This is a genomic window from Enterobacter sp. PL_is379 (assembly GCF_055817355.1).
Genome location: NZ_JBVPGT010000027.1, coordinates 77,945 through 93,177 on the forward strand (window position 1 = coordinate 77,945; position 15,233 = coordinate 93,177).

Below are 15,233 nucleotides of genomic sequence, written 5' to 3' on the forward strand. Positions count from 1 at the left end.
TTTCTTTCGCGTCTGCGTGCATAATGAAAAATATCACATTTTGTCAGAGTTACCGGAGAACCCATGTCACTACAGAATTTAACGCGCTTTCCTCGCCTGGAGTTTATCGGCGCGCCGACGCCGCTGGAGTACCTGCCGCGATTTTCTGATTATTTAGGGCGCGATATTTTTATTAAGCGTGATGACGTGACGCCCATGGCGATGGGGGGCAATAAGCTGCGTAAGCTGGAGTTTCTGGCGGCGGACGCCCTGCGCGAGGGCGCGGATACGCTCATCACTGCCGGGGCTATCCAGTCCAACCACGTTCGTCAGACGGCGGCAGTGGCGGCAAAGCTCGGACTCCATTGCGTGGCATTGCTGGAAAACCCGATTGGCACGCGGGCAGAAAACTATCTCACCAACGGTAACCGTCTGCTGCTGGACCTGTTTAATGTACAGGTCGAAATGGTGGATGCATTGACCGACCCGACCGCCCAGCTCGATGAGCTGGCGACGCGTCTGGAAGCGCAGGGTTTCCGCCCCTACGTTATCCCTGTTGGCGGTTCGAATGCGCTGGGCGCGCTGGGGTATGTGGAAAGTGCGCTGGAAATTGCCCAACAGTGCGAGGGCGCGGTGGGCCTCTCCTCCGTGGTGGTCGCGTCCGGCAGTGCAGGCACGCATGCCGGGCTGGCGGTAGGGCTGGAGCAACTGCTGCCGGACGTCGAGCTGATTGGCGTGACGGTGTCCCGTAGCGTCGCGGATCAGAAGCCGAAAGTGGTGACTTTACAGCAGGCGGTCGCCGCGCAACTGGAGCTGAAGGCAAAGGCCGATATTCTGCTCTGGGATGACTATTTTGCGCCGGGTTACGGCACGCCGAACGAAGAGGGCATGGAAGCGGTGAAACTGCTGGCCCGCCTCGAGGGGATACTGCTCGATCCGGTGTATACCGGCAAAGCGATGGCCGGACTGATTGATGGCATTGCGCAGAAACGCTTTAAGGATGAAGGGCCGATTTTATTTGTCCATACAGGCGGGGCGCCTGCGCTGTTTGCCTACCATCCTCATGTCTAAAAGTCAGGTCGAAAAATAATAATGCAAGAAAGTATTCAACTGGTTATTGATTCTCTGCCGTATCTGCTGAAAGGTGCGGTATTTACGTTACAGCTCAGTATCGGCGGGATGTTCTTCGGGCTGGTACTGGGATTTGTGCTGGCCTTAATGCGCATGTCACCCATCCTGCCGGTGCGCTGGCTGGCGCGTTTTTATATCTCCGTCTTTCGCGGTACGCCGCTTATCGCCCAGCTCTTTATGATCTACTACGGCTTACCGCAGTTTGGTATCGAGCTGGATCCGATTCCCGCAGCGATGATCGGTCTGTCGCTCAATACTGCGGCGTATACCTCTGAAACCCTGCGTGCGGCCATCTCCTCCATTGACAAAGGCCAGTGGGAAGCGGCGGCCAGTATTGGGATGACGCCATGGCAGACGCTTCGCCGGGCCATTCTGCCGCAGGCGGCGCGCGTGGCGCTTCCACCGCTGAGCAACAGCTTCATCAGTCTGGTGAAAGATACTTCCCTGGCGGCAACGATTCAGGTACCGGAGCTGTTCCGTCAGGCACAGCTCATCACCTCCCGTACGCTTGAAGTTTTTACCATGTATCTGGCTGCCTCGCTGATTTACTGGGTGATGGCGACGGTGCTGTCTGCCCTGCAAAACTATTTCGAAAACCAGCTTAATCGCCAGGAGCGTGATCCAAAATGAGTGCTATCGACGTCAAAAACCTGGTGAAAAAATTCCACGGTCAAACGGTGCTCCACGGGATCGATCTTGAAGTCGAGCAGGGCGAAGTGGTGGCAATCATTGGGCCGAGCGGCTCAGGGAAAACCACGCTGCTGCGCAGCATTAACCTGCTTGAACAGCCGGAAGGCGGTACCATTCGGGTCGGGGAGATAACGATTGATACCGGGAAATCTATCAGCCAGCAGAAAGGGTTGATTCGCCGTCTGCGCCAGCATGTCGGCTTCGTTTTCCAGAACTTCAACCTCTTCCCGCACCGTACGGTGCTGGAGAACATTATTGAAGGGCCGGTTATCGTTAAAGGTGAGCCTAAAGAGGAAGCGACGGCGCGCGCTCGCGAGCTGCTGGCCAAAGTCGGGCTGGCGGGGAAAGAGACCAGCTATCCGCGGCGTCTGTCGGGAGGGCAACAGCAGCGCGTGGCGATAGCGCGCGCGCTGGCGATGCGCCCGGACGTGATCCTGTTTGATGAACCGACTTCAGCGCTCGATCCAGAACTGGTGGGTGAGGTGCTGAACACCATTCGCCAGCTGGCGCAGGAAAAACGGACGATGGTGATCGTGACGCATGAGATGAGCTTTGCCCGCGATGTTGCTGACAGAGCCATCTTCATGGATCAGGGGCGGATTGTGGAGCAGGGGCCGGCGAAAAGCTTATTCGCCAACCCTCAACAGCCGCGAACCCGTCAGTTCCTTGAAAAATTCCTTATGCAGTAGCATTTTTGCACGCATTTGCTCCAGAAAATTACCCTGGAGCAAATTATTCTCCCTCTTTCTGAAGGCCTCTGTTTTTTTATTCCATCCAGCTCGGGTAAACCTTATCGATAGTAAAGTTAATTGTGCTATTGCCGATATTTTGTGGTTAGAAAAAAGTTTTCTGTGTTAGCTTATATTCACCATAATAATGATTATCTGTTCAGAGGCTTCATTTAGTAAGTATGAAGGATTTAGACTTTTTCACCTGGCGACGGGATTGCTCCCTCCGGTTTCAGGAGTTGACCTGTGCCGCCGAGGTATATCAGGAGCTGGAGCGACAAACTCAGGCGCTGGAATTTGATTATTACGCGCTCTGCGTGCGCCATCCCGTGCCATTTACCCGCCCTAAGATCTCCCTGCAAACCACTTACCCCAAGCTGTGGATGGCGCAATATCAATCCGCGAACTATTTCGCGATCGATCCGGTTTTAAAAGCGGAGAATTTCATTCAGGGGCATCTCCCCTGGACAGACGCATTATTCGCTGAGGCGCAGGAATTATGGCATTGCGCCCAGGACCACGGTTTACGCGCGGGAATAACGCAGTGCCTGATGCTGCCGAATCATGCGCTCGGCTTCCTCTCTGTTTCTCGTACACGTGTACAGGAAGGGCCATTATCCCATGAGGAAATAGAACTGCGGTTGCAAATGCTGGTGCAAATGGCCTTAACCTCTCTGATGCGTTTTGACCATGAGATGGTCATGCCACCCGAAATGAAATTCAGCAAGCGCGAACGTGAAATTCTGAAATGGACTGCGGAAGGGAAGACGTCAGCGGAAATAGCGATCATTCTCTCGATCTCAGAGAATACCGTTAACTTCCATCAGAAGAATATGCAGAAGAAATTTAACGCGCCCAATAAGACCCAGATCGCATGCTACGCGGCGGCAACGGGACTGATCTGACCCCGTAAAACGTTCTGCGTGACAGACGAGCGAACGGCTGAATGCACTGCATCCAGCCGTTTTTTGTTACTGGCGGTACGCTTGCTTGATTTGTTTAACGGTGTTAGCAAATACCGCTGATTCAGCCTGGTCTTCCATCTCCGCGATTTGTTTTTCCATTTTAATGATCACACGACCGGCATCAGCCTGGCCCATCGCCTGCAGCATCAGCGTCAGCAGTGCTTTCAGGCAGTTTACTTCCTGTGCCAGTTCCTGGTTATTCTCCGCAGTGGCAAATTCAGGTGTGCTCATTTATTTTCCTCATTATTAAACGGCGCTAAAGCGCGACGACGAAAGTCAAGGCGGCGGAGTATACCACAAGCTGAAGCAAAAAATGCAGCGGTTGTTTTTCGTACTTTTACGTGGATGTTTAATTGCGTAAACAGAACGTACCGGTAAACTGAAGCGCTGTTACAGGCTATTAATTGCTTATGCCCGGCTCGCTTGCCGTTAATTATTGTTACAAAAATTTGAGATCTGTTTTTTTTGCAGGGAAAGCCTGCAAGTTTTTTGTAACTTTTTGAATACAGATGATTAAAAAAAGCCGCAAGAGCCCTAAAAACACGGCCTCTCTTTCCACCGCCTGTACAGGCTAATTTCCAAAAACGAGAGCAAAATCGAATAGCCGGTTTTTTAACGTTTTAATCTTGTCAGGAAAACCGTTAATATAAACCAAATTATCACTCAGTAGCGTTATCCCTATTCTGGAGACATTTCCTTTGATCAACGTCCTTCTTGTTGATGACCACGAACTGGTGCGCGCAGGGATACGACGCATTCTTGAAGATATTAAAGGTATTAAAGTTGCCGGTGAGGCATGCTGTGGTGAAGATGCGGTAAAATGGTGCCGTACTAACTCCGCCGATGTGGTGCTGATGGATATGAACATGCCCGGTATCGGTGGTCTTGAGGCAACACGCAAAATCGCGCGTACCTTTGTAGACACCAAAGTCATCATGCTGACCGTGCATACCGAAAATCCACTGCCCGCGAAAGTGATGCAGGCGGGGGCCGCGGGTTACCTGAGTAAAGGTGCTGCACCGCAGGAAGTCGTCAATGCTATCCGTTCCGTGTTTGCCGGACAGCGTTATATTGCGTCCGACATCGCTCAGCAGATGGCGCTGAGTCAGATTGAGCCCGAGAAAACCGAATCACCGTTTGCCAGTTTGTCCGAGCGTGAATTGCAGATTATGCTGATGATCACCAAAGGTCAGAAGGTGAATGAGATCTCGGAACAGCTGAATCTCAGCCCGAAAACGGTAAACAGCTATCGTTATCGGATGTTCAGTAAACTGAACATTCATGGTGACGTCGAACTGACGCATCTGGCCATCCGACATGGTTTGTGTAATGCGGAGACGTTGTTAAGTCAGTGAGTGATGTGTTCGATTCAAAAGCATTTCTGAAAACCGTAACCAGCCAGCCTGGCGTCTATCGCATGTATGACGCTGGCGGTACGGTTATCTATGTGGGGAAGGCTAAAGATCTTAAAAAACGTCTCTCCAGCTATTTTCGCAGCAATCTGGCCTCCCGTAAGACCGAAGCGCTGGTCTCACTCATTCAGAATATTGATGTTACCGTCACGCATACAGAGACAGAAGCGCTGCTGCTTGAGCACAACTATATTAAGCTCTACCAGCCGCGCTATAACGTCCTGTTGCGGGACGATAAATCCTACCCGTTTATCTTTCTAAGCGGCGACACCCATCCTCGCCTCGCCATGCATCGCGGGGCAAAACATGCGAAGGGTGAATATTTCGGGCCGTTCCCTAACGGTTATGCCGTGCGTGAAACGCTGGCGCTGCTGCAAAAAATCTTCCCGATCCGCCAGTGTGAAAACAGCGTTTACCGTAACCGCTCGCGCCCGTGCCTGCAGTACCAGATTGGCCGCTGCCTGGGACCGTGCGTGGCCGGACTGGTGAGTGAAGAAGAGTATGCCCAGCAGGTGGAGTACGTGCGCCTGTTCCTGGCCGGTAAAGACGATCAGGTCTTAACGCAGCTGATCGCGCGGATGGAAAAAGCCAGCGCTGCTCTGGAGTTCGAAGAGGCCGCGCGTATCCGCGACCAGATTCAGGCGGTGCGCAGAGTCACGGAGAAACAGTTTGTCTCAAATACCGGTGACGATCTTGATGTCATCGGCGTCGCCTTTGACGCCGGGATGGCCTGCGTGCATGTGCTGTTCATACGTCAGGGCAAAGTGCTCGGCAGCCGCAGCTATTTTCCGAAGGTCCCTGGCGGTACCGAGCTGGGTGAAGTGGTGGAAACCTTTGTCGGCCAGTTCTATCTGCAGGGGAGCCAGATGCGCACGTTGCCTTCTGAGATCCTGCTCGATTTTAATCTTGATGATAAAACCCTGCTGGCCGATTCGCTCTCTGAACTGGCGGGCCGCCGGGTGAATGTTCAAACCAAACCGCGCGGCGATCGTGCGCGTTATCTCAAGCTGGCGCGAACCAACGCGGCGACGGCACTCACCACTAAGCTGTCGCAGCAGTCGACGGTGCACCAGCGTTTAACGGCCCTGGCGGCGCTGCTGAAGCTTCCGGAAGTGAAGCGGATGGAGTGTTTCGACATCAGTCATACGATGGGGGAACAGACGGTAGCGTCCTGCGTGGTGTTTGATGCGAATGGCCCACTGCGCGCCGAGTATCGCCGCTATAACATCACCGGGATCACGCCGGGTGATGACTATGCGGCGATGAATCAGGTGCTGCGTCGTCGCTATGGTAAAGCCATAGAGGAGAGCAAAATCCCGGATGTGATCCTGATTGACGGCGGGAAAGGGCAGCTCGGCCAGGCGAAAGCAGTATTTGAGTCGCTTGATGTCAGCTGGGATAAAAACCATCCGCTGCTGCTGGGTGTCGCAAAAGGGGCCGATCGTAAGGCCGGGCTGGAGACATTGTTCTTCGAGCCGGAAGGTGAGGGCTTCAGTCTGCCACCGGACTCCCCGGCGCTGCACGTCATCCAGCATATTCGCGATGAATCGCACGATCACGCCATCAGCGGTCACCGCAAAAAACGGGCGAAGGTGAAAAACACCAGTTCACTGGAGACGATCGAAGGCGTGGGGCCAAAACGTCGTCAGATGCTGCTGAAGTATATGGGCGGATTGCAAGGATTACTCAACGCCAGCATGGAGGAAATTGCAAAAGTGCCGGGTATTTCGCAAGGGCTGGCAGAAAAGATCTACTACTCGTTGAAACATTGAGGGCTCTGTAGCAACATAGAGCTAAATTTTACTGACAACAAATAGTTACCGTCACTATGCAATATAATATCCCTACGTTGCTCACTCTTTTTCGTGTTGTACTCATCCCGTTCTTTGTGCTGGCGTTTTACCTGCCGGTTGTCTGGGCACCTTTTGCCTGCGCATTGCTCTTCCTGATCGCAGCGGTAACAGACTGGTTTGATGGCTATCTGGCGCGCCGCTGGAATCAAAGCACCCGTTTCGGTGCCTTCCTCGATCCGGTGGCGGACAAAGTGATGGTCGCTATCGCCATGGTGCTGGTGGCCGAGCACTATCATACCTGGTGGGTAACGCTGCCTGCGGCAACCATGATCGGCCGTGAGATCATCATCTCTGCACTGCGCGAGTGGATGGCGGAGCTGGGGAAACGCAGCAGCGTAGCGGTCTCGTGGATAGGTAAAGTCAAAACGACGGCGCAGATGGCCGCGCTGGTCTGGATGCTCTGGCGTCCGAACGCCTGGGTTGAGTGGGCGGGGATTGGCCTCCTGTGGGTGGCGGCAGTGCTGACGCTGTGGTCCATGCTGCAATATTTGAACGCTGCGCGCGGGGATTTGCTTGATCAGTGATCGTTTCGCCGTAAATTTCAGCAAACGATTCGGGGATGTAAAAAATAACGTTGACTCATAACGTCATATCAGTAGAATGCAACGCATCGAACGGCGGCACAGCCAGTCGGACGATAATGAAATCAAGTGGTTAGACAGTTACTTGATGACATGCGGGAATAGCTCAGTTGGTAGAGCACGACCTTGCCAAGGTCGGGGTCGCGAGTTCGAGTCTCGTTTCCCGCTCCAAATTAAAGACATGCGCAGTAGCGGGTGTCAGCTTTAAAGATTTAACGGCGCGTTAGCAAAGCGGTTATGTAGCGGATTGCAAATCCGTCTAGTCCGGTTCGACTCCGGAACGCGCCTCCACTTTCTTCCCTGGCCGGATGGTGGAATCGGTAGACACAAGGGATTTAAAATCCCTCGGCGTTCGCGCTGTGTGGGTTCAAGTCCCACTCCGGCTACCATGGGAAAAGTAGAATAAAATCAATGATAAGCAGTGTCGTATAAACCACCGAAAGGTGGTTTTTTATTGTCTATTTTTCACCATTCATCTTCGACACAAGAAGAGGGCATTACTGCCCCGCGATCATCAACCAAACGCGCACCACGCGATAAGTTACCAGCTGATTTCATCCCATCCGATGCTTTTCCGTCATCTCATTATGGTAGGAAGCAGTTAAGCCTGACCCTCTAACGCCAGGCCCACCAATCGGTGGGCTTTTTGATGGAGTATGAGCAATTGAGGTCTTCAACGTTCGTCAAAAACCTTGAGTATCGCAATTCGGTATATAAAGTAACCAAGGACAATGAGAGCACCAGACGCTGCACCCCAGATAAAACGGGATTCGTCTTTTGAAAATGAAAAGAAATAAATACAGGACAATAGGCCCGCAGAAGCAATTCCCATTCCCAACCCGCGCAAAATTCGGGATGCTATTAACTTGATAATGTCCTGAGTGTTCATAACCCACCAAAAAAGTATTTACATACTTCGTTAAATTCATGCTTGTCTACATCTGCTACGCTGCATGCGTCAAGAAAAGGTTTCAATTTTTCTTCAACAAGAAAATACAGAAGATCCAAATCCCCCATACTCTTAAGTCGGTAGTAGAGTACAGGGTTCTGGTTTTCAAGCTTTCTAGCCGTATAGATAGCTCTCGATGTTTCTGCGCCAATCGTGAGAGCGCTTCCGATGACCACGCCAGGGGCGAACGAGGTCATAATGCGTGACGATACGGCAGCATCTAGTTTTACTCCGGTTAGCTCCGCGAATATGAATTTACCAACCATTACGCCGGTAAAATTTTGTGCAATCCCCTGAATATTATCCATGTTAACTTTTGACATGAACTCTCTGATAACAGCGTTAACTATTTTTTGAGTTTCCTGAGTAACCGATATTCCTCGTTTGAACATGTTCGCCATCCTCACACGATCATCAAAATTAGCATGGCGATGAGCCGTGTCTATGAAGTCATAACCGAGGTAATACATGCTAACCGGAAAAGAGAGCATTCCCTGCGCTACAGAAACCTGGAAGCCGGAATCGCCAGCATCCAGACTCTTCAGCCAGGATTTCGCGCTGTCCATTTCTAACCTTCCTTATAGTTTTAAAATCCCTCGGCGTTCGCGCTGTGTGGGTTCAAGTCCCACTCCGGCTACCATGGGAAAACAAAGAATAATCAAAGCAATAAGCAGTGTCGTGAAACCACCGAAAGGTGGTTTTTTTGTGCCTCCAGTTTAGCGCGAAGTGAGCGTATCTCATCGTCATCACGATCGTGCTGTGCCCGAGAATTTGCTGCCATACCAGAACGTTAAGCCTAATTCTCTAATATCAAGCCCGGAAAGCAGGGCGATTTTCAGGTAACCTGCAACCAATCTTAAACAAACATTTCACTCCCCAGACACAGATTTCCGCCGCTGATAAACTGGTGGGTATCCACCCTGGAGAGCGGAAGGTTATTGTCATGCAATATGAAGAACAGCAGCTTATCAACGGCCTTTTCGAGCGTCTGAAACAGGCCGGACAACAAAACAGCCAACGGGACGCAGATGCAGAGCGTCAGATCGCCGAATTCGTCAGACAGCAGCCTGCGGCCCCCTACTATATGGCGCAATCGATTTTGATTCAGGAAGCGGCGCTGAAACGCCTGCAGGCCCGCGTTCTGGAGCTTGAAAGCGAATTAGCCGCGCAAAAAAGCAAACCCTCGACGGGCGGCAGTTTCCTCGGCGGCCTGTTTGGTGGTGGGAAAAGTAACCCGCAGCCTGACAACAGCTGGAATGCCCAGCCGCAACAGCCACCGGCGCAGGATTACTCACGGGCGCCAGCGCCGGCTACTCGCGGCGGCGGTTTTATGGCTGGCGCACTCCAGACAGCCGCTGGCGTGGCCGGTGGCATCGCGCTGGCCGAGATGCTTACCAGCATGTTCCATCAGTCGCGGCCGGAAGAGATCGTGAACATTATCGAAGAACCGACAATGCCTGTCGGTGGTGAACCGTTGGTCGGTAATCAATACGGCGACGTTAATAACGTCTCTGACACCCGTTTCCTCAACCAGAACGATCCGTTCGGCAATAATAACGACACCTGGCAGAACGACGATGTAGATGACGACTATAGCAATGACGACGACAGTTTTATTTAACGACGTTATCGTGAAACCACAGAAATGAAGTGAACCCCGAAAGTTGGGTATCCAACTTTCGGGGTTTTGCGTTTCCGAGTCAAAAAAGCCTTCGAGGCTAAGCCTGAAGGCTCATAAGTCACATTCTTTTTACTGCTTTTCTTACTAACAAACCTGTAAGTACTGCCGGAAGCAATCCAAACAAAGAGGCGATATCGACTAACGTATCCTCCAGTGCTTCTATCCCGTATGTGCCGAAATGATTCATCACGGCATAAGCCCATTCGGCAGGTATCAAAATAAAAAGCCAGCGCGTGTATAAAAGAAAACTGATAAGACCGATTGCAAGGCTTAAGGTGATTTCTATAAAAGTCCTCATGTTACTGTTATTGTCCCGTAAGCTTTAAAGCTCGTGCAAGGTACTGACATCATAGTTGTTTTCATAAGAGCTTCGAACAAGTAATCAAAGTCACTCAGATGAAGAAGGGTTATACAGCCTTCGCTTAACCCTCTTGGTCCTATAGGATGGAGGCGGAAATGGCCACGCCGGACACCTTCAACAAATACTTGATCATCTATCTGCCAGTCATCTTTGTATAAGGCAAACCATTTTGAGCGATCGGTACCATAAATATTTTTCAGGGCAAAATCACTTAGTCCTCCGAGCCTGCCTCCGCTCTGTCGGTTCACGATGAAGTAACGTCCAGGCGGGATCGGCCCGATTTCTGGTTTGCTTGCCATAGTCGGATTGTTTCTGCCATAGAGTTGGCCTGAGAATGCCGGAAAGTTTCCTACCCCCGGAACGGTAAGAATAGATGACAGTAAGCCATTCAATGCATAGCGAGCAATAATCATGCTGTAACCCGAATATTCCAGCCGTCAGTAAACTGGATATTCCCGTCGCAGTGCTTCCATGTGATTTTCTCATAACGCAGTTCTATCGCCTCAAGGTGATTGTGTTTTTCCATTGAGGGATTTTTGACGTTATGCATTACAGGCGTGATCCCTACGATTTTCACATTTTCTAAAAGCATGTTGAAATACTCAACTTCCTGCCCTGCATCGTTGATACGGTACCATTTGATTTCAGCTGACTTTAGGGTCTGGCCAGTTGCTACAGCCCGGTAAAGGTAAGGCGAGGATGAATCAAACTCTTTTTCGATTGTTAGTGGGGAGTGGACGCGGGTACCGGTTAGTTTCCCCGTATTGCCATCGGTTGGAATGTGTAAACCATGGCCAAACGATAAAACCTCAATGCTACCTTCACGGTGCTGAACATCTACAGAACCTGTGATATTCGCACCTCCGTCATCTTTGAGCCATAAATATGCGGGTATAGCCATTCTGAACGCTCCTTTTCAGTGAGTTTGACGTTATTGTCAGAGACTAATAAATCAACAAACTCAGGCCTTCTCAAGGTATTGCGTGCTATACTTTTCGTGAATATCTCATTGTTATTTATATGAAATTATTTCTAATGGTTCCTTAGGTTTCAAATCACACCCCGCCCAAATACGCCTTCCTCACCTCCTGATTCCCCAGCAGCTCCTCACCGCTGCCGCTCAGCCGGATCTGCCCGTTAACCATTACATACCCGCGGTCAGACAGCTTCAATGCGTGGTGCGCATTCTGCTCCACCAGAAAGATGGTCATACCGCTGCGGGCCAGCTCGCGCAGCGTCTGGAAGATCTGCTTCACCACAATCGGGGCTAAGCCCAGGCTCGGTTCATCCAGCAGCAGCAGCTTCGGACGGCTCATCAGCGCCCGGGCGATCGCCAGCATCTGCTGTTCCCCGCCGGACATGGTCATCGCGCGCTGTTTACGCCGCTCTTTAAGACGAGGGAAAAGGTCAAACATGGTTTGCATATCTTCAGCGGCAAACTGGCTGCCGATGGGAATGGTCCCCATCAGCAGGTTCTCTTCAACGGTCATATCCGGGAAGATTCGTCTGCCTTCCGGCGCCTGAGCAATGCCGCCGGACGCAACGTAGTGGGTGGATTTATGGCTGATATCTTCACCACCGAAAAGGATCTGTCCGTTGCGGATACGAGGCTGACCAAAGATGGACATCAGCAATGTCGATTTACCCGCGCCGTTTGCGCCAATCAGCGCCACGGTTTCCCCCTTATTCACCTCAAGAGAGACCTGCTTCAGCGCCTGAATGACGCCGTAAAACACATCCACCTCGCGAAAAGCCAGCAGCGGTTCGCTCATAGGGATACCTCGCTTTCGTCCGTGCCCAGATAGGCGGCAATGACCTTTTCGTCATGCTGGATCTGCTCGGGTTTTCCTCTGGCAATCACATCGCCGTGGTCGAGCACGATAATGTCGTCCGAAATCTCCATCACCATCCCCATATCATGCTCAATCAGTAATACCGTGATGTCATGGTGATCCCGCAGAAAGCGAATAATGCTGCTCAGCTTATGCGTTTCAACCGGGTTCAGCCCTGCGGCGGGTTCATCCAGACAGATCATTTCTGGCCCGGTGCACATTGCCCGCGCAATTTCCAGACGCCGCTGCTGGCCGTACGACATCTCTCCCGCCAGTCGATTGGCGCACTCCACCAGATCCACCACTTCCAGCCAGTAAAAGGCTCTGTCCAGGGCGTCGCTTTCCGCCCGCCGGTAGGACGGCGTATTCAGGATCCCGGCGAGCAGATTGCGGTTCACCCGCATATGCTGCGCCACCAGCAGATTTTCCACGACCGACATCTCGCGAAAAAGACGGATATTTTGAAACGTGCGCGCCAGCCCGGCCCGGTTGACCAGGTGGGTTCCGCCGAACATTTTGTAGAACAGACGCTGCCCGAGCTGAGCGGGGTTAATCCAGTCGCCGGGCTGGAATTTTTGCCCGAGTACCTGAATGACGTTGGTCGTTTTATGGCGGGTATTAAATAAAATGTTGCCGCCAGAGGCTCTGTAGAACCCCGTCAGGCAGTTAAAGACGGTGGTTTTTCCCGCCCCGTTTGGCCCAATCAGGGCGGTAATGGAGCCGCGCTGCACCTCCAGGTTGACGTCGTTTAGCGCCTTAATCCCGCCAAAATGCATCATCAGATGTTCAACGCGTAATATCGTTTCGTTCATGGCGCGACGCCCTTACGCACGGCAAACCCGCTGCGGTTAATGCGGATCAAACCGCGTGGACGCCAGATCATCATCACCACCATCAGCATGCCAAACAGCAGGACGCGGTACTCGGCAAAACTGCGCAGCAGTTCCGGCGTGACCGTGAGCACAAAGGCGGCCAGCACCACGCCCAGCGTCGAGCCCATACCGCCCAGCACCACAATGGCGAGGATCAGTGCCGATTCAAAGAAGGTAAAGGAGGTTGGATTCACGAACCCCTGATAGGTGGCGAAGAACACCCCGGCAATGCCCGCGGTCGACGCACCCAGCGTAAAGGCGGAAAGCTTCACCAGAACATGGTTCAACCCCATTGAGCGGCATGCAATTTCGTCTTCACGCAGGGCTTCCCACGCCCGGCCAATCGGCATGCGCGTCAGGCGGTGCTTGATGTAGAGCACCAGCATCACCACCAGAAAGAGCACCGCGTAGATAAAGATAAACTTCATGTTCGGGTTGTAGGTCAGGTGGAAAAACTCGTGGAAGGGCACGCCGCCTTCTTTCGCCCGTCGTCCAAATTCCAGACCGAAAAAGGTGGGGGGAGGGGCCGACACGCCGTTGGGTCCGCCGGTGAAGGTCAGCCAGTTGTTCAGTATCAGGCGAATAATCTCTCCGAACCCGAGGGTGACGATGGCCAGATAGTCACCGTGCATGCGCAGTACCGGGAAACCGAGCAGGGCGCCTGCGGCGGCGGCCATGATTGCCGCCAGCGGCAGCATACTCCAGAAGCCTAAGCCGAGATACTGGTACCCCAGCGCCAGACCGTACGCCCCAATCGCGTAGAACGCGACATATCCCAGATCCAGCAGACCGGCCAGGCCCACGACGATGTTCAGTCCCAGACCGAGAAGCACGTAGATCAGCCCGAGAATGGCGACGGTCAGCACATATTTAGTGGCGACAAACGGAAAGCAAATCGCAAGGGTAATCACCAGAGGAATAATCCAGCGCATGCGGCTTTTGTATTCCGGTGGCCGGACATATACGCCCGCGCTATCGGCCTCGAAGCGCGCCTGGAAACGGGCCCCCGGGGCGGTACCTAAAAAGGCGCTCAACAGAAAGCGTCCGAGCATGACGATGCCAACCATCCAGGCCAGTCGCTGCCCGGCGAAGTTAAAGCTGTACCCGTCCAGCACCACGCCCGCGATGGGGCCGAAGATAATCAGCGCAATCAGCCCGGAAAAAATCGCGTCCAGAATGCAGCGTTTAAGTGAAAAACCGTGTGATGTCATCATTCTCTGCCTCACACTTTGGCCACAATCGGGCGTCCAAGCAGGCCCTGAGGACGGAAAATAAGGATCATGACCAGCAGGCCGAACGAGAAGACATCTTTATAGTCCGAGTTCACCATGCCCGAGAACTGCGCTTCCGCCACGCCCAGGATAAGGCCACCGAGCATCGCGCCGGGAAGGGAGCCGATGCCGCCGAGTACTGCTGCAGTAAAAGCTTTAATGCCGATCACGAACCCGACGTAGAAATCAAAGGTGCCGTAGTTCATGGTGATCAGCACCCCCGCCAGGCCCGCCATCGCCGCGCCGATGACAAAGACCAGCGAAATAATCCGGTCGGTATTAATGCCCAGAATGGAGGCCATTTTGCGATCCTGCTGGACCGCACGGCACATCCGCCCCAGCCGGGTACGGTTGATTATCCAGGTGAGCACCAGCATGCCGGCAAACGAGGCAACCAGGATAAACACTTTGGTGTAGGTTATCTGCACGAACCCTTCGCCCAGATGCAGGCGAATAACGCCGTCCAGCATGGTTGGCACCCCTTGCTGGCGCGGGCCCTGGCTCAGCTGGGCGTAGTTTTGCAGGATAAGCGACATTCCGATGGCGGAGATCAGCGGCGCCAGGCGGGTGGAGTTGCGCAGCGGTTTGTAGGCGATACGCTCGATAGTCCAGCCGTACACCCCGGTGACCACAATGGTGAACACCAGCGTGCCGAGGATCAGCAGCGGGAAGGACTGCAGGCCGAAGAACGAGAGCAGCGCCAGGCCAATGGCGCAGAGATAGGCGGAAATCATATACACTTCGCCGTGGGCGAAATTGATCATCCCGATAATGCCGTACACCATGGTGTAGCCGATGGCGATCAGGCCGTAGACGGAACCCAGCGTTAAGCCATTAATTAACTGTTGCAGGAAGAATGTACTCATCTTAGCGCGCTCGTTTTATAGGCTGCGCGAGCCGCGCAGCCTGATGTTTATTACGCGCCGAC

17 protein-coding genes, 3 tRNA genes and 1 pseudogene are annotated in these 15,233 nt (G+C 52.8%); 11 read left to right on the plus strand and 10 right to left on the minus strand.

Annotated elements, in window-relative coordinates; translation table 11 throughout:
* Window positions 1–63: 63 nt before the first annotated feature.
* The 4 genes from dcyD (at window position 64) to sdiA (ending at window position 3,433) form a co-directional block, all read left to right on the plus strand.
* Complete coding sequence (gene dcyD / locus AC0TOY_RS09770) at window positions 64–1,050, plus strand: D-cysteine desulfhydrase (protein WP_032646305.1); 987 nt, start codon at window positions 64–66, stop codon at window positions 1,048–1,050.
* A 21-nt stretch (window positions 1,051–1,071) separates the two neighbouring features.
* Window positions 1,072–1,740, plus strand: a complete 669-nt coding sequence (gene tcyL / locus AC0TOY_RS09775; RefSeq protein ID WP_014884380.1) for a cystine ABC transporter permease — start codon at window positions 1,072–1,074, stop codon at window positions 1,738–1,740.
* Window positions 1,737–2,489: an L-cystine ABC transporter ATP-binding protein TcyN gene (gene tcyN, locus AC0TOY_RS09780; RefSeq protein WP_008500343.1), complete on the plus strand. Its 753-nt coding sequence runs from the start codon at window positions 1,737–1,739 to the stop codon at window positions 2,487–2,489. The genes tcyL and tcyN overlap by 4 nt, the downstream gene beginning before the upstream one ends.
* Window positions 2,490–2,710: 221 nt before the next feature.
* Window positions 2,711–3,433 (plus strand): transcriptional regulator SdiA, encoded by a 723-nt coding sequence (gene sdiA / locus AC0TOY_RS09785; RefSeq protein WP_417927563.1) that lies wholly within the window; start codon window positions 2,711–2,713, stop codon window positions 3,431–3,433.
* A gap of 66 nt (window positions 3,434–3,499) precedes the next feature.
* On the opposite strand, the gene AC0TOY_RS09790 is transcribed toward sdiA, so the two are convergent.
* Together AC0TOY_RS09790 and AC0TOY_RS09795 are read right to left on the minus strand one after the other, a co-directional pair.
* On the minus strand, window positions 3,500–3,724 hold the full coding sequence (locus AC0TOY_RS09790) for a DUF2594 family protein (protein WP_008500345.1): 225 nt from the start codon (window positions 3,722–3,724) through the stop codon (window positions 3,500–3,502).
* A 25-nt stretch (window positions 3,725–3,749) separates the two neighbouring features.
* Window positions 3,750–3,818 (minus strand): annotated as a pseudogene (locus tag AC0TOY_RS09795) (hypothetical protein); the annotation flags it as partial.
* 373 nt (window positions 3,819–4,191) lie between these two features.
* On the opposite strand from AC0TOY_RS09795, the gene uvrY reads away from it, so the two are divergent.
* The 6 genes from uvrY (at window position 4,192) to AC0TOY_RS09825 (ending at window position 7,728) form a co-directional block, all read left to right on the plus strand.
* Window positions 4,192–4,848 (plus strand): UvrY/SirA/GacA family response regulator transcription factor, encoded by a 657-nt coding sequence (gene uvrY / locus AC0TOY_RS09800; RefSeq protein ID WP_013096026.1) that lies wholly within the window; start codon window positions 4,192–4,194, stop codon window positions 4,846–4,848.
* Window positions 4,845–6,677 carry an excinuclease ABC subunit UvrC gene (gene uvrC / locus AC0TOY_RS09805; RefSeq protein WP_048990602.1) on the plus strand — a complete coding sequence of 611 codons (1,833 nt, stop codon included), beginning with the start codon at window positions 4,845–4,847 and terminating at the stop codon, window positions 6,675–6,677. Before uvrY ends, uvrC begins: the two co-directional genes overlap by 4 nt.
* 56 nt (window positions 6,678–6,733) lie before the next feature.
* Window positions 6,734–7,282, plus strand: a complete 549-nt coding sequence (pgsA, locus tag AC0TOY_RS09810) for a CDP-diacylglycerol--glycerol-3-phosphate 3-phosphatidyltransferase (RefSeq protein WP_023336158.1) — start codon at window positions 6,734–6,736, stop codon at window positions 7,280–7,282.
* A gap of 152 nt (window positions 7,283–7,434) precedes the next feature.
* Window positions 7,435–7,510: transfer RNA gene (locus tag AC0TOY_RS09815), tRNA-Gly, on the plus strand.
* A gap of 46 nt (window positions 7,511–7,556) precedes the next feature.
* Window positions 7,557–7,630, plus strand: a tRNA-Cys gene (locus AC0TOY_RS09820).
* A gap of 11 nt (window positions 7,631–7,641) precedes the next feature.
* Window positions 7,642–7,728 (plus strand) — tRNA-Leu (locus AC0TOY_RS09825).
* Between the two features lie 496 nt (window positions 7,729–8,224).
* Here the strand turns inward: AC0TOY_RS09825 and AC0TOY_RS09830 are convergent.
* Entirely contained in the window at window positions 8,225–8,854 is a 630-nt protein-coding gene (locus tag AC0TOY_RS09830) for a hypothetical protein (protein WP_290093312.1), read from the minus strand.
* A gap of 377 nt (window positions 8,855–9,231) precedes the next feature.
* Between AC0TOY_RS09830 and AC0TOY_RS09835 the strand changes: the two genes are divergently transcribed.
* Window positions 9,232–9,909: a DUF2076 domain-containing protein gene (locus tag AC0TOY_RS09835; protein ID WP_090419729.1), complete on the plus strand. Its 678-nt coding sequence runs from the start codon at window positions 9,232–9,234 to the stop codon at window positions 9,907–9,909.
* A gap of 118 nt (window positions 9,910–10,027) precedes the next feature.
* Here the strand turns inward: AC0TOY_RS09835 and AC0TOY_RS09840 are convergent, their stop codons facing one another.
* From AC0TOY_RS09840 to AC0TOY_RS09870, 7 genes are all read right to left on the minus strand, one after another.
* Window positions 10,028–10,267 (minus strand): hypothetical protein, encoded by a 240-nt coding sequence (locus AC0TOY_RS09840; RefSeq protein ID WP_024909775.1) that lies wholly within the window; start codon window positions 10,265–10,267, stop codon window positions 10,028–10,030.
* Entirely contained in the window at window positions 10,264–10,743 is a 480-nt protein-coding gene (locus tag AC0TOY_RS09845; protein ID WP_473721779.1) for a DUF2778 domain-containing protein, read from the minus strand. The genes AC0TOY_RS09840 and AC0TOY_RS09845 overlap by 4 nt, the downstream gene beginning before the upstream one ends.
* The gene (locus AC0TOY_RS09850) at window positions 10,740–11,231 is read right to left on the minus strand and encodes an Hcp family type VI secretion system effector (RefSeq protein WP_024909777.1); all 492 of its coding nucleotides are present in this window, start codon (window positions 11,229–11,231) and stop codon (window positions 10,740–10,742) included. The genes AC0TOY_RS09845 and AC0TOY_RS09850 overlap by 4 nt, the downstream gene beginning before the upstream one ends.
* Window positions 11,232–11,385: 154 nt before the next feature.
* Entirely contained in the window at window positions 11,386–12,102 is a 717-nt protein-coding gene (locus AC0TOY_RS09855; protein ID WP_032646253.1) for an ABC transporter ATP-binding protein, read from the minus strand.
* On the minus strand, window positions 12,099–12,974 hold the full coding sequence (locus AC0TOY_RS09860) for an ATP-binding cassette domain-containing protein (protein ID WP_473721780.1): 876 nt from the start codon (window positions 12,972–12,974) through the stop codon (window positions 12,099–12,101). Before AC0TOY_RS09860 ends, AC0TOY_RS09855 begins: the two co-directional genes overlap by 4 nt.
* Complete coding sequence (gene livM, locus AC0TOY_RS09865) at window positions 12,971–14,245, minus strand: high-affinity branched-chain amino acid ABC transporter permease LivM (protein ID WP_417927710.1); 1,275 nt, start codon at window positions 14,243–14,245, stop codon at window positions 12,971–12,973. The genes AC0TOY_RS09860 and livM overlap by 4 nt, the downstream gene beginning before the upstream one ends.
* A gap of 11 nt (window positions 14,246–14,256) precedes the next feature.
* Window positions 14,257–15,171: an ABC transporter permease subunit gene (locus AC0TOY_RS09870; RefSeq protein ID WP_032646250.1), complete on the minus strand. Its 915-nt coding sequence runs from the start codon at window positions 15,169–15,171 to the stop codon at window positions 14,257–14,259.
* Between the last annotated feature and the right edge of the window lie 62 nt (window positions 15,172–15,233).

Coding starts and splice junctions, on each gene's coding strand:
- AC0TOY_RS09860 (WP_473721780.1), bottom strand. CDS start 12,974: ATGAACGAAACGATATTACGCGTTGAACATCTGATGATGCATTTTGGC.
- pgsA (WP_023336158.1), top strand. CDS start 6,734: ATGCAATATAATATCCCTACGTTGCTCACTCTTTTTCGTGTTGTACTC.
- sdiA (WP_417927563.1), top strand. CDS start 2,711: ATGAAGGATTTAGACTTTTTCACCTGGCGACGGGATTGCTCCCTCCGG.
- AC0TOY_RS09870 (WP_032646250.1), bottom strand. CDS start 15,171: ATGAGTACATTCTTCCTGCAACAGTTAATTAATGGCTTAACGCTGGGT.
- AC0TOY_RS09790 (WP_008500345.1), bottom strand. CDS start 3,724: ATGAGCACACCTGAATTTGCCACTGCGGAGAATAACCAGGAACTGGCA.
- AC0TOY_RS09840 (WP_024909775.1), bottom strand. CDS start 10,267: ATGAGGACTTTTATAGAAATCACCTTAAGCCTTGCAATCGGTCTTATC.
- dcyD (WP_032646305.1), top strand. CDS start 64: ATGTCACTACAGAATTTAACGCGCTTTCCTCGCCTGGAGTTTATCGGC.
- tcyN (WP_008500343.1), top strand. CDS start 1,737: ATGAGTGCTATCGACGTCAAAAACCTGGTGAAAAAATTCCACGGTCAA.
- AC0TOY_RS09835 (WP_090419729.1), top strand. CDS start 9,232: ATGCAATATGAAGAACAGCAGCTTATCAACGGCCTTTTCGAGCGTCTG.
- tcyL (WP_014884380.1), top strand. CDS start 1,072: ATGCAAGAAAGTATTCAACTGGTTATTGATTCTCTGCCGTATCTGCTG.
- AC0TOY_RS09845 (WP_473721779.1), bottom strand. CDS start 10,743: ATGATTATTGCTCGCTATGCATTGAATGGCTTACTGTCATCTATTCTT.
- AC0TOY_RS09855 (WP_032646253.1), bottom strand. CDS start 12,102: ATGAGCGAACCGCTGCTGGCTTTTCGCGAGGTGGATGTGTTTTACGGC.
- AC0TOY_RS09850 (WP_024909777.1), bottom strand. CDS start 11,231: ATGGCTATACCCGCATATTTATGGCTCAAAGATGACGGAGGTGCGAAT.
- AC0TOY_RS09830 (WP_290093312.1), bottom strand. CDS start 8,854: ATGGACAGCGCGAAATCCTGGCTGAAGAGTCTGGATGCTGGCGATTCC.
- livM (WP_417927710.1), bottom strand. CDS start 14,245: ATGACATCACACGGTTTTTCACTTAAACGCTGCATTCTGGACGCGATT.